Genomic DNA, 26,899 nt, shown 5'->3' with positions numbered 1-26,899 from the left:
CCGGTTATTTGCTTTCGGGCTTGTCCAGCTTGACCTCGAAGCCGTATTGCACGGTGCTCAGGTTGGTACGCTGGTAGCTTTCCAGCTGGGTCGGCTGGCCGTAGAAGTAGTGCACATCAAACAACGCCGTGCCGTATTCCTCGGCGTGGTGGCTGACCCCGAGGATTTCCTTGAGGTAGTTGCCGCTGGCGTCCTTGGCATAGAAGCGCCAGCTGTCGGACGGGAACTGCGCCTGGTCGACGATCAGCGCGTTGTCCTTGAGCGACAGGCCCTTGGGCAGCTTGGCCACGTCGATCGTGGCTTGGTCGATGCTGGCCAGGAACAGCGGAATCGAGCCCACCACAAACGCCGGGTTCTCCGGGAACAGGTTGAGGTCGTAGGTGAGCGTGCCGCGTGCAGGGTTCAGCTCGAAGGCTTCGCTCGGCAACTCGATGGGCTCGCCGCGCTCGCCTTTTTCATTGGCTGTGAAAAACGTCACCGGGGCTTCGTCGCTGTTGCGTTCGGTGCCCGCCAATTCGTCGTTGAAGGTGTAGGGGTGGTCAAACACGATATGCGCGGCGCTGGCATCTTCGACGGACTGGCTGATGGTCACGCTGTTTTTCAGTTGGTCCTCGGTCATCGTCGCGGTTTTCAGCCAACTGGCGGTGCTGTCGTCATACACCGTTACCGCCATCGGCAAGGCTTGCACGGTTTTCTGCAGGCTGTTCTTGTCGAAGCGCAGTACGGGCAGGTCGAGGTCCTTGCGGGTCAGCGTGGCCTTGGAAAAGTCCAGCACGTCGACCTGCAGCGTGTCGATCAGGCCATTGAAGTAGACCTTGGCGTAATGGCTGCTTTGCTGGTGTTCGAAGGCTTTCTGCTCGTCCGTCAGTTGTTTCTCAAACGCGTCCGACCAGGCTTTCTGCTTTTGCATCTGCGCCAGTTGTTTCTCGTAGAACGCCACCTGCGCGGCATTTTCGTTGATCGAGCCCGAGCGCGTGAGGAACTGCCCGGTACTGTCGCGGGCCTGCACCAGCAACGGGTCCGGTGATTCGTCGCCGACCTCCGCCGCCAGCGGTTCGTGGTTGGTCAGTTCGATCTCGGCGTAGTTTTTTTCCAGGCTCAGCAGGTTGAGGGTGATATTGCCCTCGGTGCGCGGGTGGCCGAGGTCTTTTTTCGACAGGTCGAACGTCAGCACCTTGCCCGGCGCGACCACCTCGACCGTACCTTTGAGGCTGACGGGCTGCGGCTGGCTCTTGTTGTCGGTCTCGATGCCGTCGATGAACGGGTAGGTCACCGTCAGGTCATCGGGGTTGGTCAGGTTGGAACTGCTGGGGCTCAACTGGATGCCGGGATCGGTTTCCGACCATTCCGGCTGGAAGGGGATGACTTTGCTGTTGCTCAAGGTCACCGACTGCCATTCCAGGCCGTGGGGGAACGGGAACTGGTCGGGGGTGTTGAAGTTGAACGGGAACACCGGCTGCAGATCGGTCAGGTAGTCGGAGTGGGAGGTCTTGCGCAGCACGAACAGGCCGTTGATGTAGGTGTCGACCAGGGCCTGGGGCGTGGGGTAGTGCTTGAGCAGGGCCAGGCTGTCTTCGCCGTATTCGGCTTCGATGGGCTTGCTGGCGAGCTTGACCCGCGCCCGTTCCAGCAACAACAGCGAACCGCCGAGGTCGGCGATGGCGTCGCGCAGTTTGGGGTCCTGGATACTGTCGAGCGACTGTTCGAACTGCTTGGTTTTCTCTTCGAGGGTGGTCTGCTTTTGCTCGTCGCTGGGAGAACAGCCACCGGCCAGCAGCAATGCCGCACACAGGCCGATGCTGGCCCAAGGGGAACGCACATCCATCATCTTGAGTTTTCCTGTCCGACGTCTTTGAGCCGAGTTGATGGCCTCGACACTAGCAGAAAAACGCTCTTACAGATGCCACTCAGGTCAGTTTTCTCGCGGTCACAGGTGTTGGGTAGCGGCTGGTATACTCGCCGTCATTTCTAACCACGCTGTGTGAGATTCAATGGAACGCTTTATCGAAAATACGATGTACGCCTCGCGCTGGTTGCTGGCGCCGATCTACCTGGGGTTGTCCCTGGGCTTGTTGATCCTGGCATTGAAATTCTTCCAGGAAATCATTCACGTCGTTCCCAATATCTTCAGCATGCTCGAATCGGAAGTGATCCTGCTGCTGTTGTCGTTGATCGACATGGCACTGGTCGGCGGCCTGCTGGTGATGGTGATGATCTCCGGCTACGAGAACTTCGTCTCGCAGCTGGACATCGATGAAAACAAGGAAAAGCTCAACTGGCTGGGCACCATGGACTCTTCCTCGCTGAAGATGAAAGTGGCCGCCTCCATCGTGGCGATTTCCTCCATCCACCTGCTGCGCATCTTCATGGATGCCAAGAACGTCGATCCGCAGCATTTGATGTGGTACGTGATCATCCACATGACCTTTGTGGTCTCGGCGTTCGCCATGGGTTACCTGGACAAGCTCACCAAGCACTGATCCCCCGCGCCGGCCTTACTGCCCGATGAAGTAGTAAGGCTGGCGATTGATTGCCATCTCCTTGATCACCGTGACCTTGCCGGTCAGTTGCTCCGTGTTATCCAGCAGCGCGACGTTGCCGGGGGCGGCGGCCAGGTAACTGTGCAGTTCGGGCTCGGTTTGCAGAATCGGCAAGTAGGCCTGCAGATAGAACACGCTGGCGCCGTCGATGCGCTCGTTGGGCCGGAACAACGCGACCTTTTTGCCTTCGGCCTGTAGCGCCTGGATCTGGCTCATCACGGGTACGAAGGACTGTTTTTTGTCGGCTTTTGGCGCGAACCAGAAAGCAGCGCTCAGGTAGCAGGCGATGAGCACGGTGAACACGCCGCCAATCACGATTTTATGCCGCTTATACAGCGCCGGTTTGTGATCTTTCAGCCAGTGCAGCAGCACCTGCGCATATTCCGCAGCCAGTACGGCGGCGGCTGGCGTCAGCGCCATCAGGTATACGGTGCGCTTGCTGGAAGCCAGGGTCAGCAGGGTGAATTGCGCCACCAGCCAGACGCAGAAAAACAGACGGTAGCGGTTGCGCACCAGGCTTTTACGGAAGTGCCACAACCCCAGGTACACCAGGATATTCCACGGCAAAAAGGCTTCGGGCAGTTTGGCGATGTAGTAGTAGAAGGGTTCGTAGTGCCCGGCTTCGACAAACGAGCCGCTGAACCGCCCGACGCTGTTGGTCCACAGCACTTCGCCCACCGCCTGCAGCCCGCCGCGCTGGAACAGAAACCCCAGCCAGATCAGCAGTGGCACCAAGGCCAGCAGGGTAAACAGTGCCGGCCGCAGCCAGTCGCCGATGCGCAGGCGTTTGTCCATCCAACTGGTGCAGGCCAGGTACACAAAGATCACGATGCCCGGCATCGCCAGGCCCAGCACGCCTTTGCTCAGGGTGGCGATCACCATCCCGGCCGTGAACAGGGCCCACGCCCAGGCGGTTGAGCCCTGGCGCTCGGACGCCGGCCGCATGGCCTGGTAGAACGCCAGCAGCGCGGTGGTCACACCCAGGCTGAGCAATGCATCTTCACCGACGCCGCGCACATTGCTCCAGTAACTGGCCATGGTCGCCAGGATCAGCGCCGCGCAGAACGCCAGTGTCTTTGGCCGCCCGAACGTGCGCAGCATCCCGTAAAGCAGCATCACGCTGAACAACCCGGCGAACGCCGAGGCCAGGCGCACGGCCCCGGGCGTGCCGCCAAACAGGCGGATCGCGCCGGCGTCGAGCCACAGGCTCAGGGGCGGTTTTTCCAGGAACGGCTCACGGAACAGCCGTGGCACCACCCAGTCGTTGTCCAGGTGCATGGCCATGGCGATCCCGCCGACACGGGCTTCAGTGGAGCCTTGCAGTTCATGGTTACCAAGGGCGAAGAAGAACAACAGGCCAGCAAGCAGGAGCAGCAGAGGAACGGGACGCGTCATGGGGGCTGGTTACCGGGGCAGGGGGCCGTTCGAGGGAACGGCTCGCAATCGGTGAGTATAGGGGGGCGATTCTTAATATTTCATGAATGGGTACGAGGTTTGTGCAGGGGGACCGGGGCGGTGGTTTATTTCCGCCCCGGCTTCACTGCGGATGGGGGTTATGTCGCTTTGACTTTAAACCGGCTCAACCCTTGTTGCATGGAGCTGGCCCGTTCCGACAGGTCGCGGGCAGCCACCGCGCATTGTTGGGAGTTGGCCTGATTCTGCTGGGTGACTTCGTCGATCTGCTCCAGGCCGATACTGGCTTGCTGCAAGCCGGACGCCTGTTCACTCGAGGCTTGGTAGATCAGCGACACCAGGCTGGAAACGGTGCTGGTGCCGGTGACGATGTTTCGCAACGAGTCGGCCGTGCGACCGGCGATGACCATGCCGCGCTGTGTCTTGGTCGACGAGTCGGCGATCAGCGCCGCGGTTTGCTGGGCCGCTTCGGCACTGCGGGCGGCGAGGCTCCTGACTTCATCGGCGACGACGGCAAAGCCACGGCCCAATTCGCCGGCGCGTGCCGCCTCGATCGCCGCGTTCAAGGCCAGCAGGTTGGTCTGGGCGGCGATGTTGTCGATGGTGGTGATGATCGCGGTGATGTCTTTGCCCGAGTTGTCGATTTCGGTCATGGCGGCGATCAGCTCGCTCATCAACTTGTCACTTTCCCCGGCGTCGGCGCGTGAGGCCTGGGATTGTTCGTCGGCCTTTTTCGCGTTGGCGGCGTTGTCGGTGGTCTGCGCGGCCATTTGCGTCATGACGGCACTGATCTCAGTGATGGACGACGCCGAGTTGGACGCCCCGTCGGACAACGACTGGCTCAACTCGGTGACTTGTGCGGAGCTGCCGGTGATTTGCGTGGCGCTGGCCTGCACCTGGGAAATCAAGGTGTTCAAGTTGCCGACCATTTTTTCCAGGGACTTGCCCAACGTGTCGTTGGGGGAAGACAAACGCACTTCCAGGTCCAGATCGCCTTCGGAGATACGTTCAGCCACACGGACCTGACGCTGCAGGCTTTCGGACATCTCGTTCAAGGCCAAGGACAACTGGCCGACTTCATCGTCGGATTTTTGCACCAGGCGACGCGAGAAATCCCCCAGGCTGATAGTGGCAGCCAAGGCGGCGGCTTCACGAATCGGCCCGACGATTTTTGCGGTGGCGAACCACAGCGCCAGCAATGCCAGTACCGAGATACCCAGGCCGACCGAGACCTGCCAGATACTGCTGCTGACGCCACGGGATTGCAGTTCCTTCTCCAGGGCAATCGCCTGGCTCATGACCACCGCCTTGGGCAGGTGGATCAAGATGGCCCAGGGTTTTTCGGTGCGGCCCAGGATGATCGGCATCTGTACTTCGATTTCCTGGGAGTCCTGGTTGAGGCGACTGTCGCCCTGGCCTTTTTGCACATTGGCCAGCACCTTATCCCAGGTGTCGGGTAGCAATGCCTTCAATGACTGGCCGATCAGTTCCGGCCGTTTACTGTCTGCGACCACCAAGCCCTGGTTGCTCAGGATCGACACCGAACCTTTGCCGCCGTAGAGGTCGGCGGACATTTGCTCGCTGAGTTTCTGGATAAACGAGATGTCGAAGTCTGCGCCGACCACGCCGTAAAACTTGCCATTGGCGGTGATCGGTACCGAGAGCGTGGTCAGCCACACATTTTTGCCTTGCACCACGTAGGGAAGGGGGTCGAGCACGCTTTCTTTCAGGGTGTCCCGGGGGCCGCTGTACCAGCCGCCCTTGAGCACGCCATTGGGGTGGCGGGCATCGGAGTCGTATTCGACCAGCGGTTGCACGGCGATATGGCCGTCCGAGCCGCGTGTCCAATAGGGCGTGAAGCGGCCGGTCAAGGGGTTGTTGCCGCCTTCGTTGTTACGAAACGCTTGGTCCTGGCCGTCCACCGCATCCGGCTCCCAGCACGAATACGTGCCGTTGAAGTCGGGGTTGTCCTTGAGCACGCTGAGCAACATTGTATTGATTTGATCGCGGCCCAGTGCCAGCGGGCTTTGCGCACTTTTACTCGCGCCCAGCGTATTGGCCAGCGTGCGTGCCGAGTCCAAGGCATTTTGCAGTTTCGCCCTGATCGCATTGGCACGGGACTCCGCCAGGTTTTGTACTTCGCGAATGGTGCCGCTTTCGATCAATGTTGAAACTTCGGTGCCCACGTAGGCTTGATTGGCGGTTGAGGAGTACAACCCATATAACACCAGGCTTGCGCAAGAGATTAACAGGCAGAGTCCGGCGGTGAAGCAAATCCGAGTCTGTAATGAGTTGAATTTCATGGTATTTCCTGCCCACGCTAGTAGTTGCCGACATAATTGGATGGCGGCATTTCAGTTTTTTTTGTTCGCAAGGCTTATTGCTTGATCATGGGCTGCTTGAGCATATAAATGCAGTACAGCTGGGGCGTCGCTTAGTTCTGCTCGGACGCCTCATCGTCGAGCCAGAGACGTTCGGTGTTTTTAAAGCCATAACGCTGTGACGGTACGCGCGCAATGATGCGATCGGTTTGTTCGGGATCACTCAGGTCGATTATTTTGGGGGTGATATAAATATTCAACACCGGCAAGAAGAACAACTTAATCTTTGGCGTCAATAAAGAGTCGGGGTGTTGTTCGATCACCACGCCGATACTGCCACTTTTCAACTGAACGATAGACCCCACCGGATAAATACCCACGGACTTCAAAAACGCGCGGAACACCTCGTCGTCGAAATGCCCGTCCCATGTCGACATTTGCTGGATGGCGACCGCGGGGTCCCAGCCTTGGTTGTAGGAACGATCCGAGGTGATTGCATCGTAGACATCGCAAACGGCGGCCATTCGCGCAAAAAGACTGATCTGGTCGCCGACCAACTGATGGGGGTAGCCGCTGCCGTCCACCCGCTCATGGTGATGCAGGCAGACATCCACGACCATGTCGCACATCTGCGAAGTCGCCAGCAGGGTTTTCTCACCTTCCAGCGGGTGCGTGCGTATCAGTTGCAATTCGTCACCGCTCAAGCGCCCGGGCTTGTTGAGGATCGCGCCCGGTATGGCCATTTTGCCGATGTCATGCAGCAGGCCGGCCATCCCGACCCGGCGAATCAACACGGCGGGCAGGTTCAACTGGTTGCCCAGGGCAATCATCAGTGCACACACGGCGACCGAATGCATATAGGTGTAATCGTCGAGGCTTTTCAGGCGTGCCAGGCTGATGAAGGCATTGGGATGGCGGGCGATCGACGCGGAAATGTCGTCGACCAGTACGCTGATATTCTCCAACTCCAGGGCGCGGCCCATGCGGACATGGCTGAACATCTCGACCACGGCGGTCTTGGCGCGGGCACAGATTTCCTGGGCGGCAACGAGCTCGTCGCTCATGCAGGTGGGAGTGATCGTCGCCGCTGCGGGCGCAGGGGGCGGCTCTGCTGACTGGGGTGTCTCGGGTAGCTGCGCGCCGCAGCCCATGGCGCATTGGATATCCGCCTGCGCGTCGCGTGCGCGGCCTTGCCAGAAGGGCCTGGCCTCGCCGTTGTCTGGCGCCAGATGATAGAGCTCATTACATTTCAACATGATTTGCCCTCTGTTGATTTTGTTCTTATTCGTTTCCTTGCAGCCTCCTTGGCTTGAGTGTTGTTGTCGTGGAGCGTCAGTTCGTGTTGACGGCTTTGATACGTGAGACGACGCGGCCGGCCAGGTCATCGGGGCGGAACTTGGCCAGGAAGTCGTCGGCCCCGACTTTCTTGACCATGGCCTGGTTGAAGCCCCCCGAGAGCGAGGTGTGCAGCACAATGTGCAGGTTGGCCATGCGCGGGTCGTTGCGGATCTCGGCGGTCAAGGTGTAGCCATCCATCTCCGGCATCTCGATGTCGGAGATCATCATCAGAAACTCCTCATCCGGCTTGCGCCCTTCGTCGAGCATGGCGCGCAGGTAGTCCAGCGCTTGTCGGCCATCGTTCAAGGCCACTACCTCGACGCCCACGGTTTCCAGGCAGCGGGTCACCTGTTTGCGCGCGACCATCGAGTCGTCCACGGTCAACACCCGCAGGTGTCGCGCCTGCTGGGTGACTTCGTGATCGATTACGCCGCTGGATATTTCCTCGGACGATGGCGATATTTCTGTCAGCACCTTTTCAACATCGATGATCTCGACCAGGCGGTCGTCCGTGCGGGTGACGGCCGTCAGGTAATTGTTCTCACCACTGCCCTTGGGCGGCGGATGGATGTCTTCCCAGTTCAGATTGACGATGTGTTCGACCGCGTAGACGAGGAAACCCTGAACGCGATTGTTGTACTCCGTAAGTATTATAAAAGCGCTTTCCTGATCCTCGACTCCGGGCAGTCCCGTTGCCATGGCCAGGTCAAGAATAGGGATGCAGACACCTCGGATATTGGCCACGCCACAAATATTGTTATTAGACTTTGGTATCGATGATAACTTCGGGCAGCGGATAACTTCACGAACTTTGAATACGTTGATCCCGTACAGTTGGTGATTGTTGAAGCGGAACAGCAACAGTTCGAGCCTGTTCTGCCCGACCAGTTGTGTGCGGCTGTTAACGGAGGCCAGTACACCGGTCATACACACTCCTTAAACCTGGTTGAACAGCGCTGATGTCGTAATGACATTAGCATATGTAGGGGGATGTAAAATATATGTGAAAATAAAAGAATGCCAGGCTTGGTCGTTATAGCGATATGAAGTCAGCTGAATGTCTTTTCGCACAGTTGTTTTAAATGCTTAGTTGGCTAACTTATTGTTTGTTATTGTTGAGAATGATTTAGATCGAAGGTTTTAGATGATCTGCAACATTCGATAGTTCATATAGCCCAAGTCGGAGTCGAGGCATGACCGCCGCTGATGATCCTTGCGGGTGCCGGGCACATCGATCTCGCGCATGCGTTGCAAAGGCACGTCGATGCATAAGTCGATGGGCCGCGTGTAAACAGAAACGGCGTGTCTGAACCGTTCATATGTCTGTTTCGGCCGAACCCTGGCGATGGTCGAGAAGCGTCTAGTCCGGGCCTGAGAACCTGCTCCATTTGTTTACCTGTACGGACAAACATCGTGGACGGGGTCGCTGATTTTGCTTAGGGTGTGGCCATTCGATATTACTGGCAAGGTGGTCTGCATGCAGCGCGAACAGTTCCTGGCGCAACCTGAAGTTGAGTCCTTCATCGCATGGCTTGCAGCGAACTTGCCGACGCTGACCTTCAAGCTGCGCTTCAAGTCGAGCAAATTCGTGCCTGGCGGTTTGACGGCTGATGTCCAGGGCATCGAGCAGGTGCTTGGGCACTATCGCTGGAAGGCAAGCTGGCAGGATGCTCACCAATGCTCGGTGGATTCACGCACCTGGGCTGAAACCCAACGCTCTCTCGGGCAACTTCGCGAATGGCTGACGAGTGCGGTCAATCAGGGGAATGACCAGCAAGCGCTTCAAGCCTGCCTGCAGATTCTTCGTTGGGGCGGTGTGCGGGGCGCCATTCCGTTTTTGCACCGGCTGGCCGCAAACGGCAAGCTGTCGAGCTATCTGCAAAAGATGGCCGGGCTGATGTCGCTCGATGGCAAAAATGACCTGGATGATCTCGATGCGATCAGCGTCGAGCGTTTCGATGCGGGCCTGACCAAGATTCATGCGTTGTTTGATTCGTCGGGCTCCCCCATCTATGACAGCCGCGTCGGCGCAGCGATAGGCATGCTGTATTCACTGTTTCGCCAGCAATGGACCGGGAGCGGCAAACCCTTGCTGGCTTTCCCGTCCGGAGCCGCTCGTGGCAGCCAGATCCGCAACCCCGGAGCATTTTTGAACGGCCTGGCCGCGCCTCAGTTCTCTTCGATCAGCTATGAGACATGGGCCCGCTGGCAAGTGCGGTTGGGCTGGATTATCCGCGCCGTGCTCGAGCGCACCGGCTGGTTCGCCGAGCAAGGCGCGCTGCCTGCGCGGTGCCATGCGTTCGAGGCCAGCCTGTTTGTGCTTGGCTATGACCTGCGGTGCTTTGGGTGGACGCCTAAGTCAGCCGTGCCGGTGGTTGACCTGCCGGAACCCGAAGAACGTGACAGCACGGGCTGGGTGCCGACGGGGAACCCTTTCAGTCAGGTCATCAACGACTATCTGCTGTTCCGTCGCCAGGGTGGAAAAAGCGATAAAGCCTCGTTCGTTGACTGGTTGTCGATTCATCCGCACCACGCGCGTCCGATCTCGCGGGCTACCGCTCAGGACTACTGTTTTGCGTTTTCGATGCAGGAGTTCGACCTCTTCGACCGCTCACTCGAAGCGCTGGAGCGGATTGTCGCCGGTGGCGAGGACGGCTTGCGTGCCGTCTTGGCGAGCGAGGTGCTGGAGCCTTTCACCTTGGGCGATGAGCGCGTCAGCGTGTGTCTGGTAGACGTCATGATCACGGGGCGGGCGTATCAGCGAGAGTCGACCGGTGACGCGCGCGTCGAGTCGATCTTGAGCGCCGGGTACGCCGGCACGAAAAACAGCGCAAACACACTGATGGCCCTGGGACGCAACGTGGGCAAGCACTTCGGTCTGTTGGACGACAAGCATTTGCCTACGCCGCTCTTCGAGCGTTTCTTCGGCGCATGTTCGCTCGAGGCGTGACGCTCACGACGTTGTGTGTGGGGCGGCCGATCACTCTGTTTGAGCGCATCGATGATCGCGCCGAGCTTGGCCTCAGCGACTGGCACCTCTGCGTGCTGTTCGATGAGGCGCCGCCTCTCGATCCGTCCGGCTTGAATCAGCGTGACCTGGCGGGTGACACGCCGCTGGACATGGCTTACCGGCTGAACCGCAGCGGCCTGATCGACACGCTGGAGTCACTCGGCGCCCAGGGCAACCCGCAGATTCGCGGCTGGGCCGGCCTGGGCAGCTTCATGCCCCACGACAAATACATCCACCTGCCTGCGCGATACGGCAATGTCAAAACCCTGCAAGCCCGCTACCGCCTGGGTGCCAGCCTCAATGACCGCGATGGGCTGGGGAACACGCCACTGCATTGGCTGCTGCTCAATGGGCACTTGAAGGCCGCGCGGTACTTCATCGACCGCGCCATGACGTTCGGTCTTGATCTGGGCGCGAAGAATCACCAGGGCAATACGCTGCGCAATATTGCTCTGCTCAACGGCCAGCATGAACTGGCACAGCGCTTACTCGCGGCCGAGATCGACAATTGCCTGCGTGCGCTGCGCCTCTGGCAGGACATGCGCCTCAATCATGCATCAACCACGGTTTCAACTCTTTGAGATTGGTGACCACGATCTGCTGGGCCTCGGGGTTGGTCGCCTGGTTGCGCGGGTCGACCTGATAGCGGCGCAAGACGTACTTCACCAGTGCCTTGCGACTGGACACCACCAGTTGCCCGTCGGTCATGCCGAAGTCGGTTTCGATGATGGCCTGCTGCGCCGCGTTCAAGCGGCCATCGGGGGCGAAGATGATCGGCACTTCGGTATTCCAGTCTTCGTCCAGTTCCCGTGTGTTCTGCGACGCGTCGAGCAGGTCCGGCTCACCGCGCAGGCGGCTCAGCACAAAGTCGCGGTACTGCCGATTCTTCTCGCAGTAAGCGCGCACATGCCAGCGCATCCCGGTGTACACCAGGGTGTGAGGGGCAATCAGGCGGATTTCCACGTTCGGGGTATTGAGCGATACGTACTCGGTCTCCAGGCGTAGACCGTCGCGGCATGCCGCGAGCAAGGGGCGCAGGATCTCTGGCCGGATCGGCCGGTCCGGCACTTCGAGCACCTTGGTATGGGCATATGCCAGGGCCAGGCCTTCGATGTGCGGCGCCCGTTCATTGTTCTGGTAAAGCAGGTGCAGGTAGGCACTGGCGCTGTCATCGATGAACAGCGGCTTGAAGTGTTTGCTCGGTACATAGCCCTTGCGTTGCTTGTCATATGTCAAGTTTCGGGGCGCATGTTCATTGATGTAGGTATTGATGTCCTTGGAGGCTTGCTGGCGGCTGATGCCGAAGCTCTGGATCAAGTGCCCCGTGGTCAGGCGGCCTTCCCACCAGGCGACGGTCTCGATCAAACGATAGCGAAGTGCCAGGTCCCAGCGCACTTGTTCGATGGATTGCTTGCGTTTCATACCTGCTCCATGTGCGTGAATACTTTACCTGTATAAGTCTACATTCTAGACCTGTCGCAAATCACTACATATCGTGTCGCTGTCTTCGGAATATCTCGAAGGGATGGAAGGATGTGAACATGAGTATGTCGGAAGTGGTTTCGACGGGGGCATTGGCGGTGATGGGGATCATCCTGCTGGTGCTGGTACAGCATTGTTTGAAGTTGAGCGAGCTTTGGAAAATGCTTGCCCATTATCAAAAGGATCTGCGTTTGGCGCAGATCTTGGACATGGAAAACCGCGAGCTGCGGTCGGCGTTGCGCGCCGAGCGAGAACACGTCGCGCAGCTGCTGCGCAAGCTGGAATTGCTGCAAGCGCTGCTCCCGGTCACAGAATAATCCGCAGTATCGCCATCCAGGAGAATCCATTCATGCCGATAAAACCCAGACCCTTCACCTTTGTGTGTGAAGACTGCAAGTGGAAGAAAACCATTGCGCCGCGCAGTGACGCGCTGATGCCAGGCGACTGGTTCGCGAGCTGTCCGAAATGCGGAAGCACAGCCCTGAAAATGCGCGCGGCCGGGTGGCTGGAGGCGGCGCTGGCGGAGTGTGTGGCGCGGCGGTAGGCGTCGACAGCTACAGGCTGAACGCGTGGATCTTGTCGACGATCTGGCGTGAAGCCGTCCTGATTGCCGTTGCGGTATTGCCCGCGATATGCGGCGTCAGTTGTGCGTTGGCAATGCCTGCCAGCGGTGAGTTGAAGCGGTCCTTTTCTTGGGCAAAGGTATCGATGGCGACTGCTTTGATATGCCCGGGAAAGCGGGTCATGAACGCTGCCAGTTGGTCCTCGTCGACGATGCCACCGCGGGCGGTATTGATCAGGATCGAGCCCGGGCGCATCTGGCTGAACGCTGTACTGCCGAACAGGCCCCGTGTGAGCGGCGTGAGTGGTGTATGGATCGAGACGACATCGGCTTCGCCGAGCAACTGCGAGAGAGTTGGTCTTCGATCAAGCCCAAGGTCCCGTGCGACCTGATCGGTAAAGCGCTCCGAACCGGTGGCGATGACCTTGATGCCGAGTGCCCGCGCCTTGCGAGCGACCTGTTGGGCAATGCCGCCAGTGCCCACCAGCCCCAGCGTCAGTTCGGAGAACTCCTGGCCGGGAGGTAGGCTGCCCTTGGACCAGTGGCCTTTATGGGTTTCGGTGTTGTAGTGGCTGAGGTCCCTGGATAAAAACACCGCTTGGGCCACCACGTATTCAGCGACGGCCGTGGCGTTGGAACCTGGTGTGTTCAGTATCGTCACGCCAGTGCGCTCGGCCTCTTGCCGGTCGATGTGGTTAAGCCCCACGCCTGCCTGGGCGATGGCGCGCAACGGTGTTGCCAAGGCAGGGGAGGCGGCGGCGCTGATCAGTTCGCCATCGAGGGGGATGTTCAGGCGCGTCTTGAACACGCTGTAGCCCCCGGCCTGGATTACCGCCGCGATGAAGGCGGACTTGTCGTGGCAATTGATCTGGGCGTATTGAATGCGCTCGCCGTAGTGGTTCCTGATGCCGTCCTGGTCGGTGAAATAATGAAGGTTCAGGGTGACGGCCAGCCCCAGTTCAAGGAATCGGTCGATTTCCTCAAATAGCAGCGGCGGGCCAGGGGCGTCCAGTATCAGGGTGGTGAATGCCATGCGCGTGATCCTCTTGAAAGAGTGCCTGAGTCCCTCGGCCGCCTCGATGACGTCCTTGTTCGCACTCCACCATAGAGCGTGAAGCCGCGTTATTCACGTTCCAGGCATAACGGGAGCGTTGTCTGCGCTTCTGAGAGTGAGGCTCCTTTTGGCCGTAGCCGAAGCACTGCACTTCACACGCGTAGCAAAGACACTGTATCAGGGCGGTGTGCCACCTGGACGGTTGCGTGCGCTCAGCCGATCACCGTCTATACACCAGCGTATTGATACACCGTCGCGCTCCAATATTGGCTGCCATTGTGCTGTTGGCGGGTCCAACCGTCTGCGAGCAGGTGTTTGGCGATCATTCGATTCATCACGCCATGACCGAGCAGCAGAACCGGCCCTTCACCGGCGAGGGACTGCAGTCGTTGAGCGGCCGTGTTGGCGCGCAACCTTGCGGCGCCAGCGGATTCGATATTGCGTGAGTAACCGCACAGCCATAAGACCCGGAAGATAAATGCCCAGGTAAACGGCGATAGCCGGGGCAATCGCCAACGGCCATAAGGCAGTTGCGCTTCGCAGAAAAGCGCGTCGACGACAGCAGGCTTCAGCCCGAGCACCTCGACCGAGGTCAGCGCACGAGGCGCGCTGCTTGAAACAACCAGGGTGGCGGTTGCGGCGAGTTGCTGGCTGGCGTCCGGAGCCGGATGGCGGATGATTTCGGATCGGTTGTATTGCTCGATCCAGTCTTTCATCTCGAACATTGAGATTCTTTCGCGCGCGGCCATCTTGGGCTGGCCGTGACGCATCAGGATGATGGTTTTGCTCATCGTGTGTTTTCGTCCTTGTTTGGCTTAACCACGCCATGTTTCCGATACCACGCCACAGTGTCAGAAACGGTCTGCTCCAGCACTCGAAAACTCAGGCCAAGCTCCTGTTCGCTCTTGTGGTGGTTAAAACAGGTACGGTGCTCCTCTCGTATCAATAGGCGCAACGTCGCCATGCTCAGCAAAATAGGCTTGCCGGTAATGCGCGCGTAAACCTCCTGCGCCGCCGCCAACAGGTACAGCGCGGGCACTGGCAGTTGCCGAACAGGGGTTTTGACGCCCGCGATACGCCCCAGCACAGGTACCAACTGGCGCATGGTCAAGTTGCGACCGGCCGCGAGGTAGCGCTCTCCTCGCCGCCCATGTTTGGCGGCGGCGATCTGGGCACATGCCACATCGCGGGCATCGACCACGGAGAAGGTGCCGGGGATCAGCCCGGGTAACTTGCCGTTGATCACGTCCTTGACCAATTGTCCGGAGGAAGTCGGGCCCATATCGCCCGGGCCCCACATCCAGCCGGGCAGCACCATGCAGGCATGCATTTGGGGATGGGTTTCAAGGAACGTCAAGACGACACGCTCGGCGAGGATCTTGCTGCGGTAGTAGTCATCCGCATCGGCTTCGGCCCGCAGGCATGTCTCGTCGATAGAGGTGCCGGGGGCTCCGTCGAGCACGGCAATCGACGAGGTATGCACGAAGCGGCGGACCCCCGCGCGGTAGGCCTGGTGAAGCAGGGCTTGCGTACCGGCGACATTGATCTTTTCGAGCGCTTCCCAGTGGCTGCCGCCCTTGTAGTTATCGCGAAAGAACGCCGCGGTATGAAACACCGTATCGCAGCCTTGCAACGATGTTGCGAACGCGTCGGTGTCGGCCATATCGCCAACGACCAGTTCCACGCTCGGCAGGTCGTTGAACTGCTGCTCACCCTTGGCCCGTGAGCGGACCAGGGCTTTGACGGCGTAGCCGTGTGCGACCAGTTCCCGCACCAGGTTGTTGCCCAGCAAGCCGGTTGCGCCAGTGACGAATGCGTTGCGCATGGGGTCCATAGTCATACATTTCATTCCAGTCGTTTCGAAGGCCGGTAGATATACCGTTGAGGCTGCGCCTGAAAAACAGCGACTACTGCATAATGGCTTTGCATATATGCAAACCCTGGAGGATGGGAGGTATGGCGTTGCAGGCAAATTGGGACGATCTTCGTCTGCTGTTGGCGGTCTCGCGGCGTGGCAGTTTTCTTCAAGCCGGCCAACTGCTGGGGATCGCGGCGTCTACCGTGTCCCGTCGCCTGACCCAGCTGGAAGCGGCCCTGGGTGAGCCGCTCGTTGAACGCGGCGTTGAAGGCTGCTGGTTGACCTCGCGGGGCCAAGCCCTGGTGGACGTCGCGGTGGCAGCAGAGGCGGGCTTGAGGCGTCAGACGGCGGCGGAGTTGTCCGGGGAACACACAGCGCTATGTGGCAGCGTGCTGGTCAGTGCCGGCGAGGGGTTTTCTTCTTGTGTGCTGGACGCCGCGAGCCGGTTTACGGCCCTGCATCCGCGCTGTTCCGTGGAGTTACTGGTCGCCACCGACTTTCACAAGATCGTCCGCGGGGTGGCGGATATCGCCATACGCACAGCGCACCTGGGCGAGCCGTCGTTGATTTATCGACCCATCGGCAAGCTCGCCTATGGCGTCTTCGCTGAGGCCGGGTACCTGAAGCGATCTCCCGGGGTGACCCTGGCTACGGCGGTCAACATCGCCTTGCTTCCTCCGCTGGATATGTTGCCTCAAATGCGTGCCGCAAAGGCTGCGGGCCTGGACCGTGCGCAAATCAGCGTGAACTCGTTCTCCGTCCAACTGGAGTCGGTGCGGCAAGGCATGGGCGTGGCTGTACTGCCGCGTATTCTGGCGAAGGGCCTGACGGAGTTGTTCCCGGAGTTGGAACTTCCAGAGATGGAGGTCTATCTGGTAACCCGGCCTCAGGCGTTGAAACAGGCGCACATCAGATGTTTCTTCGACATTCTGGAGCAGGTATTGCTCGAAGTCCTCTGCGTCGGCACGCATCAAAGGGCGAGCTGACAACGTCGTAGTGCGGATCGCGAAGAGGCACCGCTGATGGTTCTCGTCCGTTTCAGTCGATGAGTTGTCTTGACGGAACATTTCGCTCATCCAGGCGGTTACGTAACCTGATCCCAGGTAAATGCCGTGAAGGGATCGGTTATGAAGAGTGTTACTCGCGCCTCTTTGCGAGATGAGAATGATCATGTGCAGCGCCAACGCTCGCTGAGCGTTCTGGCGGTGCTCGTCGTGTTGTTTCTCGCGGCGATGGACAGTACTGCTGTCAGCACGGTACTGGCGCAGATCAATGCGCAAATGCAGGACGCGACGCTCTATCCCTGGGTGGTCTCAGGCTTCCTGCTACCCCTGGCACTCATTGCCCCGCTGGCCGGCGCACTGGCGGATCGGTTCGGGGTTTCGTCGATGATGAAGGTCAGCCTGCTGATCTTCATCGCCGCGTCGGCGCTGGTTGCCGCTAGCCAGAGCATGGTCATGCTGATTGCCGGCAGAGCGCTGCAAGGCGTCGGGGCGGGTGGCATCATCGTTCTTTCCTACTCGATGCTGGCGTCGCTCTTCGACGGGCCCAAGCGTGCCAGCATGCAGGGCATGCTCAGCAGTGTCTGGGGGCTGGCGGCTGTGTTGGGCCCGGTTGCCGGTACGGTGCTGGGCAACACCCTGAGTTGGCGCTGGGTATTCTGGCTCAATCTGCCGCTGGGCTGTTTGGCATTGGCGGTGTTGTGTTTCACACCAGCTATCGGTCGAGGTCAATCGACCAGGACGGTAGACCCGATAGCGCAGGGCCTTTTGGCCATTGCTGCTTGTGCGGGGCTGTTCATGTTGAGCAGTCAGCGTCTGGATATGATCCCATACCCGATAGCGACGCTGGCGTTTGTGGTGCTCATCAGTCTGGTCGCGCTGATAGCTCGCGTGCGTCAGGTACCTGCCGGTAGCCCAGTGCCGTTTGGTTTCTTTGAACGGCCTGCACTGGGAGCGGTCATGGCGTTGGTGGTGATCTCCAGTATCGGCTTGTACGCCACGGTCAGCGTGTTGCCAATTGCCCTGAGCCATTCGCCGGGCAGCGCATTGTCGACCGGCGGGCTGATCATGCTGGCCGCGTTGGGCTGGGTAGGCGGTGCCACCGTCTGTGGCAAGCGTCTGGCGAATGTCGGGTTCAAGTCCATGGCTATCGTTGGGATGGCCATGCTGATGCTCGGTTGTCTGGGGGTGGCTGCGGGGTTGCACTGCTCGCAGTGGCTGCTGATGGGCATCGGTCAGATTCTGGTCGGGCTGGGTATGGGCTTTACAGCCACAACGACCCTGGTACTCGCACAGAACAGCGCCCCGCCTGATCAGTTGGGAGCCTATACCTCCACGGTGCAGTTTCTGCGCAACCTTGGCGCGGCGTTTGGCGTCAATGCACTGGTGGCTGTTGCGTTGTACCTGCCGCCAGACCAGTCCTACCCGGACACGTTCCTGTTGCTTGGTCTTTTGATGGCACTCGGTTTACTCTTTGCCTTCAAGCTGCCTGCGCGCGGTGGACCGCAGAAAGGGTAAGCAGAGTCGCAATGAGTTTCGTCGACCTGGATCACACCGCACTGGTTGTTGAACGGCAGTTAACCAAGCTGCCCGAGGCGGAGCGTCATGCTCATCAACACCCCTTCGGGCAGTTTGTGTTAGTCAAAAACGGTGTGCTTCATGGCAACGCCATCGAGCAACGCTGGTTGCTCAAACCGGGAATGGCGGTCTGGATTCCGCCACAGACCTTGCACTCGGGCGAGGCGTATAACCCGGTAGACCTCACGGTCTTGTACCTTGACCCTGACCTGTGCAAACACATCTCCCCGAGCGTCAAGCTGATCGATGCATCCCCGCTGATCATCGCCCTGTGCGAGCGGTTGGCCGAGCAGGGCACTCGACCGCTTTGCGAACAACGGCGCGCCTGCATGTTGCAGTTGTTGTTCGAGGAGATCGAAGAGCGGGTGCCCAGCAACATGGTCCTGCCTTTGCCGAGCGACGCACGGCTCAAGCGTGTGGCCGAGCAACTGATCGCCAGGCCTGGGATGCGCAAGAGCCTGACCGAATGGGGGCACGAGGTAGGCGCTACGGAGCGGACGCTGGCGCGGCTGTTTCGCAAGGATACCGGATTGCGCTACACGGACTGGCACAACCGCCTGCTCCTCGTGGAGGCATACCGCGGCCTGGCAGGCGAACACTCCAACGAGACCCTGGCGCAGCACCTGGGATTTGCGTCGGGGGATTCCTTTGGTCATTGGTTTCGGCGCATCACCGGCAGCAGCCCAGGCAAGGTGCGTAGCTCTTTGCAGGTTGCCAGCGCGTAAGTGCGGCCGCTGGCCCCATGAACCCGCGCCCCTGAAGGGCGCGCGCTCATTTCTCGCTTGACCGCTCAACGGGCAAAAAAACGAGGCGCGCAAGGCTCATCCGGCGATGTACAGCCCGCCGTTCACGTGCAGTACTTCGCCGGTCATGAAACTTGAGCCGTTGCTGCATAGAAAGGCGATCACCGAGGCGATTTCGCTCGGTTGACCCAGGCGTTTGAGCGGGGTCTGCTCCACCGAATCGCTGCCGCGGCTCGCGATCAGGTGCTGGGTCATCGGGGTTTCGATGATCCCGGGGGACACCGCGTTCACCCGGGTCTGCGGCCCCAACTCCCGCGCCAGGGCGCGGGTCAGGCTCAATAGGCCGCCCTTGGAGGCGCCATAGTGCGCGTTAGAGAACGCCCCCCGATGTGCGGCCACCGAGGTTAGGTTGACGATTGCGCTGTTGGCACGCAGTACCGGGATTGCCCGCTGGCACAGGTAGAACACGCCGTCGAGGTTGATGCCCAGCGTTTGGCGCCATTGCTCATCGGTCATTTGGCGAATCGGCTGCGACTGGTACAAACCGGCCGATGGCACCAGGAAGTCGATGCCGCCGAAGCGTTCGACGGCCAGTTGCACAGCCTTGGCCGAATCGGCAGGGTCGGCCGCATTCATCCGCAGGGTGGCGACGCGCTCGCCGCTGGCGTCCAGTTCCCGGGCGAAATCCGCCAGGCCGTCGCCGTCCAGGTCGGCGAGCACCATCGAGGCGCCGTACTGATAGAACAGCCTTGCCACTTCGCGGCCGATGCCACCGTTGGCACCCGTCAGCAGCAGGACGCGATTGTTGAAATCATACATGGTCGTTGTCTCCGAAAGAGTGCCTGGGTTCATGGGCCGAGAATGCGCGCCAGATGTTCGTGTTGCAGGTCAACGCCGAGAAAACGACAGATCTGCACGATCTGGCCATAGATCATGTGTTGCCCATGGTGAACGCGGCAGCCGCGCAGTCGAGCCGCGGCCAACAGGGGGGTGTCGCCGGCGCGCATCACGGCTTCGCAGACCAGGGCATCAGCCCGCAGGGTGCTGGGGTCCAGCGGCAGGGCATCGTCGTCCTTGAGGCCCAGGGAGGTGGCGTTGATGATCACGTCGAAGTCCTGCGCATTGCCGTCGCTGGTGCTTAGCTCGACCTTGGGGAACTGCGTTTTCAGGCGTTCCAACAGGGCTTCGGCGCGGGCAGGGGAGCGATTGTAGATCGCTAGCCGTGCCGGTTCCTGCCGGGCAATCGCTGCGGCGATCGACTTGCCGGCGCCCCCGGCGCCCACCAGCAGCACGCGTTTGCCTTCCAGCCTATGACCTTGCTGATGCAGCCCGGCGAGCATGCCTTCGCCGTCGAAGTTGCCACCGATCAAGCGGCCGCTCTCGGGGTCGATCCGCACCGCGTTGACCGAGCCGACCTGGCGTGCGGTCTCGGTCAGTTCGTCGCAGTATTCAACGATGCTTTCCTTGTACGGGATGGTCACTACCAGGCCGTGCAGATTGGCGATGCCGGATACGCCGAGCAGCACCTTGTGCAGGTTCGACCCTTGCACGTGCAGCGGCACGCAGACCAGGTCGAGGCCCTGGTTGGCAGCACTGTGGTTGATCACTTGCGGAGTTTTTACATGGGCGATCGGATCGGCAACGATGCCGATCAGTTGCGTCTGGCCACTGATGTGCATGGGAAACCTCAACGGTAGGAGTGGGTACGGGCGGTCGTGCCGAGGCGCTTCTCATAAAGAGCCGGGCCGAAAAAGGGATCGAGTGGAAGCTGGAATACCGCAGGGTGGGCGGTCGTGCCGAGGGCAGGAGGGGTGTCGGAGGTGCGGATCAATGAAGCCAATGCTTGTAACAGTGCGCTGATAGAACTCATGAGCAGTAACCTGTCTGACATATTTTATTGTTGTCTGACAGGATGGTAGAAGGCTTCGCTTTTCGGTGTCAAGGGTGCTGCCGGGAATCAGGCCTGCAGGTACATGTTCATCCGCTTGGCGGCATTGCGCAGATGGCGCTCGGCGGCTTCGCCGGCCAACACCGGATCACGGGCCTGGATGGCCTGGAAGATGGCCTGGTGCTCGTCCTGCACGTCCTGGATCAGCTCGTTGTAGATTTCGGCGGTGTTGCTGCGAGCTTCGCGAATCAGGCGCCGGACGCTGTGGTCGAGGTACTCGTTGAGCGATTTGAAATGCGGGTTGTGCGTGGCCGCGACAATCGCTTGGTGGAAGGCATAGTCTTCTTCGTCCCCCAGTTGATCATTGACCATGGCGTATTCCATACCAACCAGTGCCTGGCGAATCTTCTTCAGGTCTTCGGGGGTGTGGCGCAAGGCTGCCAGGCGTGTGGCGCCCACTTCAATGGTGATCAGGAATTCGAGGATATGCAGCAATGCGTCCCCTTCACCCAGCGAGACTGCTTTCAAGCGAAACGCATGGCGCTCGCCACGCTTGGCGACGAAGGCACCCTTGCCTTGCTGAGTGGTGATCAGCTCTTCGAACTTGAGCTGCGACAAGGCTTCGCGCACCACCGCCCGGCTGACCGAAAACTGTTCGCACAGTTGCCGTTCGCTGGGCAGTTGATCGCCAGTGGCCAGCCGCCCGGATTGGATCTCGCCACTGAGCCAGTGAACGATTTCCATGGGCAGGGGCTGGTTGGGGTGCGCGTTGTCGCTTTTCATGGTTCGGTCCTCTGCCAGGGGGCAGCACGGGTACGGGCATTGATGTGATGAGCTGTTGATAGTGACGGATTGAGCTGTGGTCTTACAAGTGTTTGAAAAAATAATCCAGGGTGGAGTTGTCTGTTTTAAAGGCCCGCAGGTGCATTTATAAAAAATAAATGCATAAAACGTGGTAGGAGTGCTTTGACTTCGCGGCAGGCTTGACGTAATTTTCGCCAACTGGTCAGACATGTACTTGCTGATGTACTACCAGATTGCAAATAACAATAAAAATTCGAGGTTTCCATGCACACCAAGACCACGCTGCGTCTGCTCACCCTCGGCACGACCCTGTTCGCCGGTATCGCCTGCGCTGATCCTTTGAAAGTGGCGTTGGTCGAGACCCTGTCGGGGCCGTCGGCCGCCACCGGGCAAATGTTCCGCGCCGCCACGCGTTTTCAGATCGAACGGCTGAATGCCGAGGGCGGTTGGAACGGCGAACCGATCCAGCTCCTTGAGTTCGACAGCCAGGGGACCCCCGCGGGCGCCTCCGAGAAACTCAAGGCCGCCATTGGCAGCGGCGCGCAAATGATTGTCCAAGGGGCTTCGTCAGTGGCTGCCGGGCAGATCACCGAAGACGTGCGCAAGTACAACCTGCGCAATAAGGGCAAGGAGGTGGTGTTCCTCAACGTCGGCGGTGAAGCGCTTGAACTGACCGGCAGCAAATGCCACTTCTATCACTTCCGCTTCAACGGTAACGCACCGATCCGGGTCAAGACCCTGGTCGCGGCAATGAAAGAGGCGGGCACCCTGGGCAGCAAAGTCTATTCCATGAACCAGAACTACAGCTGGGGCCAGGACATGGAAAAATCCATCACTGAAAACGCCGCGGCTGGCGGTTATCAGTTGGTGGGTAAAAGCCTGCACGACACGCAGAAGGTGCAGGATTTTTCGCCCTATATCGCTCGCATCCAGGCCTCCGGCGCAGAAACCGTGCTGACCGGCAACTGGGGCAACGACCTGTTGCTGCTGATGAAAGCCAGCCGCGCCGCCGGCCTGAAGCTGCGCTTCGGCACGGCCTTTCTCGATCAGCCGGGCAACCTCGCCAACGCCGGCGATGTCGCGCTGGGGCACTACGTTTCCCACCCGTTCAACATTGAGGCGGCGGGCGAGCAGGGCGAAAAATTTGCCAGCGAGTATCAGGCCAAGACCGGGCACCTGCCAGCCTACATCGAGCCACAGACGGTATTTGCCTTGCAGATGGTCGGCAATGTGCTGAAGAAGCTGCCGGCCGAAGATGGCCGTCTCAATACCCGCAGTTTCGCCCTGGCCCTGGAACAGGCCAGCGACCGCAACCCATTGGGTGACGTGCGGATGCGTGCCGAGGATCACCAACTGCTGATGCCGTTCGTGGTGTCGGTGGTGTCGAAGGAGGCGCGCTACAAGGTTGACGGCACCGACATGGGCTTTGTGCCGATCAAGTCGTTCAGTGCCGATGAAGCCGCAGCGCCTGTCCAGGATGCCTGCCGGATGCAACGACCCGAGTGACGCCGCCTGGCGTGCCGAGCGGCACGCCTTCCTGCCCATCGCGAACGCTGGAGTCGCCTATGGAATTTCTCACAGTTTCACTGCTTAACGGCGTGATCTACGGCCTGCTGCTGTTTATGGTTTCCGCCGGCCTGACGCTGATTTTCGGCATGATGGGCGTGCTCAATTTCGCCCATGCCTCCTTCTATATGGTGGGCGCCTACCTGGCCTACACCCTGCAGAAGGTTGTCGGCTTCACGACTGCGGTAGTGCTCTCGACCGTGCTCGTGGGCCTGCTCGGCGTGATCGTCGAGCGCTTCTTCCTGCGCCGCGTACACAAACATGGCCATGCTCATGAACTGCTGCTCACCTTCGGCCTGACGTTCATCATTGCTGAACTGATCAAGTTGTTTTACGGCAACTTTTCCGTCGAATACCGAGTTCCAGAGTTCCTCAACTTTGCCGCCTTCCAGGTGTTCAGCACCGACTATCCGTTCTATCGCTTGTTGATGGGCGTGGTCTCGCTGCTGGTGTTCGGCCTGATCTACCTGCTGTTGACCCGCACTCGGGTCGGCATCGTGGTGCGGGCGGCGATTCATCGTCCACAAATGGCCGAGGCCCTGGGGCACAACGTCCCGCTGGTGTTCATGGCCGTGTTCGGCATCGGCGCGGCACTGGCCGGCCTGGCCGGGGCTCTGGCTGGGGCGTTCTACACCACCAACCCGAACATGGCCCTGGAGCTGGGGGTCATCGTGTTTGTCGTGGTGGTGGTTGGCGGCCTGGGTTCGATGGCCGGGGCCATGATCGCGTCGCTGCTGATCGGGCTGATTTCTTCGTTCGCGGTGGGTGTGGACCTCAGCCTGGCTTCACTCCTGGGTTTGCTGGGGGCAGGTGACTGGGCGCAGCAGATGGGCGGGTTGATGACCCTCAAGGTATCCAGTGTGGCGGCAACCATTCCGTTTGCGCTGATGCTGCTGATTTTGCTGATCCGGCCGTCCGGGTTGATGGGCGAGAAGGGGTAAACCATGAAACTGACGAAAATCCTCCTGGCGGTGCTGTTGCTGGCCCTGCTGGTGCTGCCCGCCATCCTGCCGGCGGCGATGGTCAACGCGGCCATCCAGATGCTTATCGCGGCCTTGTTTGCCTGTGCCTTCAACTTGTTGTGCGGGCAGGGCGGCATGCTTTCGTTCGGTCATGCGGCGTACTTCGGCGTGGGGTCGTTCGCTACATTGCATGCGATGAGTGCGCTCAATGGCCAAGGCCTGCTGCCGACACCGTTGCTGCCGCTGATCGGTGCCATGGGCGGCTTTATCTGCGGCCTCTGCGCCGGTTGGTTCGCCACTAAACGGGCGGGCGTCTACTTCTCCATGATCACCCTGGCGCTGGCCGAGTTGCTGCATTCCCTGGCCCCGCACCTGAATACGCTGTTTGGCGGCGAGGCGGGTATTTCGTCCATGCGCGCCCCTGCCTGGGGCCTGGATTTCGGTGACGCGACCCAAGTGTATTACCTGACGCTGGGTTGGGTGGTGCTGTCGATTGCCTTGCTCTACGCCTTCACGCTGACGCCCATGGGGCGCCTGACGTTCGCCTTGCGCGAGAACGGCCACCGCCTGCAGTTCCTGGGCTACAACGTTCACCGCTTGCGAGTGCTGGTGTTTGCCTTGTCGGCGATGTTTGCCGGTATTGCCGGTGGCTTGCAAGCACTGAACCTGGAGTCGGCCAACTACGTGCTGTTCGACATGCGTTTTTCTGCCGAAGTGGTACTCAACACCTACATCGGCGGCGTCAACGTGTTCCTCGGGCCGGTGCTCGGCGCTGCCCTGATGACGTTCTTTGGCAACGCCGCCTCTGACCTCACGCAATCCTGGTTGCTGTATCAGGGCCTGTTGTTCGTACTGGTGATGATGTTCATGCCCAGCGGCCTGGCCGGGCTGGTGCTGTGCTGGAGCGCGCAGATCCGTCGGCGCGGTTGGCTGGCGATCATCCCGGCGGCGTTCTCGGCGCTGCTTGGCGCTGGGGTGTTGAGCCTGGCGGTGGTGTTTTTGATCGAGACGTTGCAACGCGTATTCAGCCAGGACTATCAGGCCCTGTTGATGACGGACCAAGCCTGGCCGGCGATCAGCCTGTTCGGCCGCGAATGGCTGCCGGGCGCGCTGCTGACCTGGGCCACGCCGTTGCTCTTGGGGGTGGCCGGGCTGTTGGTCCTGAAACTGGCCCGCCACCAATGGCTGCGCCTGCTGGATGACGAACCGGTGGTCAACGCCGCCGCACTCAGGCCTCGGGTCGAAGGAGAACAACCATGAGCGATGCGATCCTGCAGTTACGCGATGTGCATAAGTCGTTTGGCGAGGCTCACATCATTCGGGGTGCGCAGCTTGAATTGCGTGCCGGTGAACGTCATGCGGTGATCGGTCCCAACGGGGCCGGCAAATCGACCTTGTTCCATCTGATCTCCGGGCAGTTGCAGCCCAGTAGCGGGCAGATCCTCCTGGGCGCGGAAGCGATCCAGGGCTACTCGCCACAGCACATCAATCACCTGGGGTTGTCGCGCTCGTTCCAGATCACCAACATTTTTCCCGGGCTCTCGGTGTTCGAAAACCTGCGCATCGCGGTGATGCGCAAGCACCGGATGCAATACCACTTCTGGCGCTCCGTGCAGCGTTACCCCGAGGTGCGCGAGCAGACTGAGCAACTGCTCGAACAGGTGCGGCTACAGGACAAGCAAACGGTGTGCGCGGCCGAACTCTCTTACTCCGAACAGCGCGCCTTGGAGATCGGCATGACCCTGGCCTGTGACCCTCGGGTGATCTTGCTCGACGAGCCGATGGCGGGCATGTCCCATGAAGAAACCGATTACGCCCTGAACCTGATCCGCGAGGTGACCCAGGGGCGTTCGCTGCTGATCGTCGAACATGACATGGACGTGGTGTTCTCCCTGTGCGACCGCATCAGTGTGCTGGTCTACGGCGAAGTCATCGCCACCGGTACACCGGACCAGATCCGCGCAGATCGTCGGGTGCAGGAAGCCTACCTGGGTGAGGAGCAATGTGCATGAACCCTACTTCGCAAAACCTGCTGTCGATCAGCGACCTGCATGTGCATTACGGCAAGAGCCATGTATTGCATGGGGTCGATCTGCACATCGGTCACAACGAGGTGGTGAGCCTGCTCGGGCGCAACGGCGCCGGGCGCTCGACCACCATGAAAGCGGTCATGGGCCTGGTGCCGCCCAGTGCCGGCAGCGTGCAGTTGGCCGGGCGCGAGTTGACCGGGCTGCGCCCCTATCGCATCAGCCGTGCCGGCATCGGGTTCGTCCCGGAGGAACGTGAGGTCTTCGCCAACCTCAGCGTCGAGGAAAACCTGCGCATGGGCCAGCAAGCGCCCACCGACGGCGCCACTGCGTGGACCGTCGAGCAGATGTTCGAGTTTTTCCCGCGGCTGCGCGAGCGCCGTAACACTGGCGCGGGCAACCTTTCGGGGGGCGAACAGCAGATGCTCACCCTGTGCCGGTCGTTGCTGGGCTGCCCCAGAGTGCTGCTGATCGATGAACCCACCGAAGGCCTGGCGCCGAAGATTGTGGCCGTCGTCGCCGAGGCTATTCGCGAGATCCACCGACGTGGGGTTTCGATCCTGCTGGTGGAACAGAAGCTGACCATCGCGCTTAAGGTCTCGTCGCGAGTCTGCGTGATGGGGCATGGGCGGATTGTCTTCGAGGGCACGCCGCAGGCGCTGACCGACGATGCGAATTTGATGAAGGAATGGTTGGCGGTCTAGACCGACCGCCAGCATGTTCAACCCGGCAGGTTCGCCTGCCAATTTCCC

The 26,899-nt window shown here is 60.2% G+C and carries 26 protein-coding genes; 13 read left to right on the top strand and 13 right to left on the bottom strand.

Going from position 1 to position 26,899, the window contains the following annotated elements; translation table 11 throughout:
- Positions 1–4: 4 nt before the first annotated feature.
- Positions 5–1,828, bottom strand: a complete 1,824-nt coding sequence (locus tag TU80_RS18720) for a hypothetical protein (protein WP_079444757.1) — start codon at positions 1,826–1,828, stop codon at positions 5–7.
- A gap of 163 nt (positions 1,829–1,991) precedes the next feature.
- Here TU80_RS18720 and TU80_RS18715 point away from each other — a divergent pair, with 163 nt between their 5' ends.
- Positions 1,992–2,480, top strand: a complete 489-nt coding sequence (locus TU80_RS18715) for a TIGR00645 family protein (RefSeq protein ID WP_017847323.1) — start codon at positions 1,992–1,994, stop codon at positions 2,478–2,480.
- 15 nt (positions 2,481–2,495) lie between these two features.
- On the opposite strand, the gene TU80_RS18710 is transcribed toward TU80_RS18715, so the two are convergent.
- The 4 genes from TU80_RS18710 to TU80_RS18695 all read right to left on the bottom strand — a co-directional run bounded on the left by TU80_RS18710 (position 2,496) and on the right by TU80_RS18695 (position 8,539).
- A complete protein-coding gene (locus TU80_RS18710) occupies positions 2,496–3,935 on the bottom strand; it encodes an ArnT family glycosyltransferase (protein ID WP_057005107.1) in 1,440 nt (479 codons plus the stop codon).
- A gap of 158 nt (positions 3,936–4,093) precedes the next feature.
- The gene (locus TU80_RS18705; protein WP_057005106.1) at positions 4,094–6,256 is read right to left on the bottom strand and encodes a methyl-accepting chemotaxis protein; all 2,163 of its coding nucleotides are present in this window, start codon (positions 6,254–6,256) and stop codon (positions 4,094–4,096) included.
- Positions 6,257–6,387: 131 nt separating this feature from the next.
- The gene (locus tag TU80_RS18700) at positions 6,388–7,530 is read right to left on the bottom strand and encodes a cyclic di-GMP phosphodiesterase (protein WP_234427164.1); all 1,143 of its coding nucleotides are present in this window, start codon (positions 7,528–7,530) and stop codon (positions 6,388–6,390) included.
- A gap of 76 nt (positions 7,531–7,606) precedes the next feature.
- Positions 7,607–8,539 (bottom strand): chemotaxis protein CheV, encoded by a 933-nt coding sequence (locus tag TU80_RS18695; protein WP_057005104.1) that lies wholly within the window; start codon positions 8,537–8,539, stop codon positions 7,607–7,609.
- A gap of 550 nt (positions 8,540–9,089) precedes the next feature.
- Between TU80_RS18695 and TU80_RS18690 the strand changes: the two genes are divergently transcribed.
- Both TU80_RS18690 and TU80_RS18685 read left to right on the top strand, forming a co-directional pair.
- Positions 9,090–10,562 (top strand): hypothetical protein, encoded by a 1,473-nt coding sequence (locus TU80_RS18690; RefSeq protein WP_057005103.1) that lies wholly within the window; start codon positions 9,090–9,092, stop codon positions 10,560–10,562.
- Positions 10,544–11,203: an ankyrin repeat domain-containing protein gene (locus TU80_RS18685; protein WP_186355083.1), complete on the top strand. Its 660-nt coding sequence runs from the start codon at positions 10,544–10,546 to the stop codon at positions 11,201–11,203. The genes TU80_RS18690 and TU80_RS18685 overlap by 19 nt, the downstream gene beginning before the upstream one ends.
- Here the strand turns inward: TU80_RS18685 and TU80_RS18680 are convergent.
- On the bottom strand, positions 11,169–12,044 hold the full coding sequence (locus TU80_RS18680; RefSeq protein WP_046381995.1) for a BrxR family helix-turn-helix transcriptional regulator: 876 nt from the start codon (positions 12,042–12,044) through the stop codon (positions 11,169–11,171). The genes TU80_RS18685 and TU80_RS18680 overlap by 35 nt on opposite strands.
- 119 nt (positions 12,045–12,163) lie before the next feature.
- Here TU80_RS18680 and TU80_RS18675 point away from each other — a divergent pair, with 119 nt between their 5' ends.
- Together TU80_RS18675 and TU80_RS18670 are read left to right on the top strand one after the other, a co-directional pair.
- On the top strand, positions 12,164–12,421 hold the full coding sequence (locus tag TU80_RS18675) for a hypothetical protein (protein ID WP_046381996.1): 258 nt from the start codon (positions 12,164–12,166) through the stop codon (positions 12,419–12,421).
- A 32-nt stretch (positions 12,422–12,453) separates the two neighbouring features.
- Entirely contained in the window at positions 12,454–12,648 is a 195-nt protein-coding gene (locus TU80_RS18670) for a hypothetical protein (protein ID WP_046381997.1), read from the top strand.
- A gap of 10 nt (positions 12,649–12,658) precedes the next feature.
- On the opposite strand, the gene TU80_RS18665 is transcribed toward TU80_RS18670, so the two are convergent.
- From TU80_RS18665 to TU80_RS18655, 3 genes are all read right to left on the bottom strand, one after another.
- Positions 12,659–13,699 carry an NAD(P)-dependent oxidoreductase gene (locus tag TU80_RS18665; protein WP_057005102.1) on the bottom strand — a complete coding sequence of 347 codons (1,041 nt, stop codon included), beginning with the start codon at positions 13,697–13,699 and terminating at the stop codon, positions 12,659–12,661.
- A gap of 248 nt (positions 13,700–13,947) precedes the next feature.
- Complete coding sequence (locus TU80_RS18660; RefSeq protein ID WP_057005101.1) at positions 13,948–14,511, bottom strand: histidine phosphatase family protein; 564 nt, start codon at positions 14,509–14,511, stop codon at positions 13,948–13,950.
- The gene (locus TU80_RS18655; protein ID WP_057005130.1) at positions 14,508–15,545 is read right to left on the bottom strand and encodes an SDR family oxidoreductase; all 1,038 of its coding nucleotides are present in this window, start codon (positions 15,543–15,545) and stop codon (positions 14,508–14,510) included. Before TU80_RS18655 ends, TU80_RS18660 begins: the two co-directional genes overlap by 4 nt.
- 131 nt (positions 15,546–15,676) lie before the next feature.
- Between TU80_RS18655 and TU80_RS18650 the strand changes: the two genes are divergently transcribed.
- The 3 genes from TU80_RS18650 to TU80_RS18640 all read left to right on the top strand — a co-directional run bounded on the left by TU80_RS18650 (position 15,677) and on the right by TU80_RS18640 (position 18,882).
- Entirely contained in the window at positions 15,677–16,564 is an 888-nt protein-coding gene (locus TU80_RS18650) for a LysR family transcriptional regulator (protein ID WP_057005100.1), read from the top strand.
- A gap of 141 nt (positions 16,565–16,705) precedes the next feature.
- Complete coding sequence (locus TU80_RS18645) at positions 16,706–18,097, top strand: MFS transporter (RefSeq protein ID WP_057005099.1); 1,392 nt, start codon at positions 16,706–16,708, stop codon at positions 18,095–18,097.
- 11 nt (positions 18,098–18,108) lie between these two features.
- Entirely contained in the window at positions 18,109–18,882 is a 774-nt protein-coding gene (locus tag TU80_RS18640) for an AraC family transcriptional regulator (RefSeq protein WP_046382001.1), read from the top strand.
- Between the two features lie 96 nt (positions 18,883–18,978).
- Here TU80_RS18640 and TU80_RS18635 read toward each other — a convergent pair whose 3' ends face one another.
- The 4 genes from TU80_RS18635 to TU80_RS18625 form a co-directional block, all read right to left on the bottom strand.
- Positions 18,979–19,719 (bottom strand): SDR family NAD(P)-dependent oxidoreductase, encoded by a 741-nt coding sequence (locus tag TU80_RS18635; RefSeq protein WP_046382002.1) that lies wholly within the window; start codon positions 19,717–19,719, stop codon positions 18,979–18,981.
- Between the two features lie 29 nt (positions 19,720–19,748).
- A complete protein-coding gene (locus tag TU80_RS18630) occupies positions 19,749–20,579 on the bottom strand; it encodes a shikimate dehydrogenase family protein (RefSeq protein ID WP_046382003.1) in 831 nt (276 codons plus the stop codon).
- Between the two features lie 8 nt (positions 20,580–20,587).
- Entirely contained in the window at positions 20,588–20,770 is a 183-nt protein-coding gene (locus TU80_RS32725) for a hypothetical protein (protein WP_126587246.1), read from the bottom strand.
- An 87-nt stretch (positions 20,771–20,857) separates the two neighbouring features.
- Positions 20,858–21,571, bottom strand: a complete 714-nt coding sequence (locus TU80_RS18625; RefSeq protein ID WP_046382004.1) for a FadR/GntR family transcriptional regulator — start codon at positions 21,569–21,571, stop codon at positions 20,858–20,860.
- A gap of 285 nt (positions 21,572–21,856) precedes the next feature.
- Between TU80_RS18625 and TU80_RS18620 the strand changes: the two genes are divergently transcribed.
- From TU80_RS18620 to TU80_RS18600, 5 genes are read left to right on the top strand one after another with little or no spacing between them, the layout of a single operon-like run.
- Positions 21,857–23,098 carry a branched-chain amino acid ABC transporter substrate-binding protein gene (locus tag TU80_RS18620; RefSeq protein ID WP_052735750.1) on the top strand — a complete coding sequence of 414 codons (1,242 nt, stop codon included), beginning with the start codon at positions 21,857–21,859 and terminating at the stop codon, positions 23,096–23,098.
- Positions 23,099–23,157: 59 nt separating this feature from the next.
- Complete coding sequence (locus TU80_RS18615) at positions 23,158–24,099, top strand: branched-chain amino acid ABC transporter permease (protein ID WP_046382005.1); 942 nt, start codon at positions 23,158–23,160, stop codon at positions 24,097–24,099.
- 3 nt (positions 24,100–24,102) lie between these two features.
- A complete protein-coding gene (locus TU80_RS18610; protein ID WP_057005098.1) occupies positions 24,103–25,380 on the top strand; it encodes a branched-chain amino acid ABC transporter permease in 1,278 nt (425 codons plus the stop codon).
- Positions 25,377–26,132 (top strand): ABC transporter ATP-binding protein, encoded by a 756-nt coding sequence (locus TU80_RS18605; RefSeq protein WP_046382007.1) that lies wholly within the window; start codon positions 25,377–25,379, stop codon positions 26,130–26,132. Before TU80_RS18610 ends, TU80_RS18605 begins: the two co-directional genes overlap by 4 nt.
- Positions 26,129–26,851 (top strand): ABC transporter ATP-binding protein, encoded by a 723-nt coding sequence (locus tag TU80_RS18600; protein ID WP_046382008.1) that lies wholly within the window; start codon positions 26,129–26,131, stop codon positions 26,849–26,851. Before TU80_RS18605 ends, TU80_RS18600 begins: the two co-directional genes overlap by 4 nt.
- Positions 26,852–26,899: the final 48 nt, after the last annotated feature.

Source organism: Pseudomonas veronii (assembly GCF_001439695.1).
In the GTDB taxonomy this organism is placed as follows: domain Bacteria; phylum Pseudomonadota; class Gammaproteobacteria; order Pseudomonadales; family Pseudomonadaceae; genus Aquipseudomonas; species Aquipseudomonas veronii.
The sequence above is the reverse complement of the archived record's forward strand: the minus strand, read 5'-3'. Positions and strand labels throughout refer to the sequence as shown.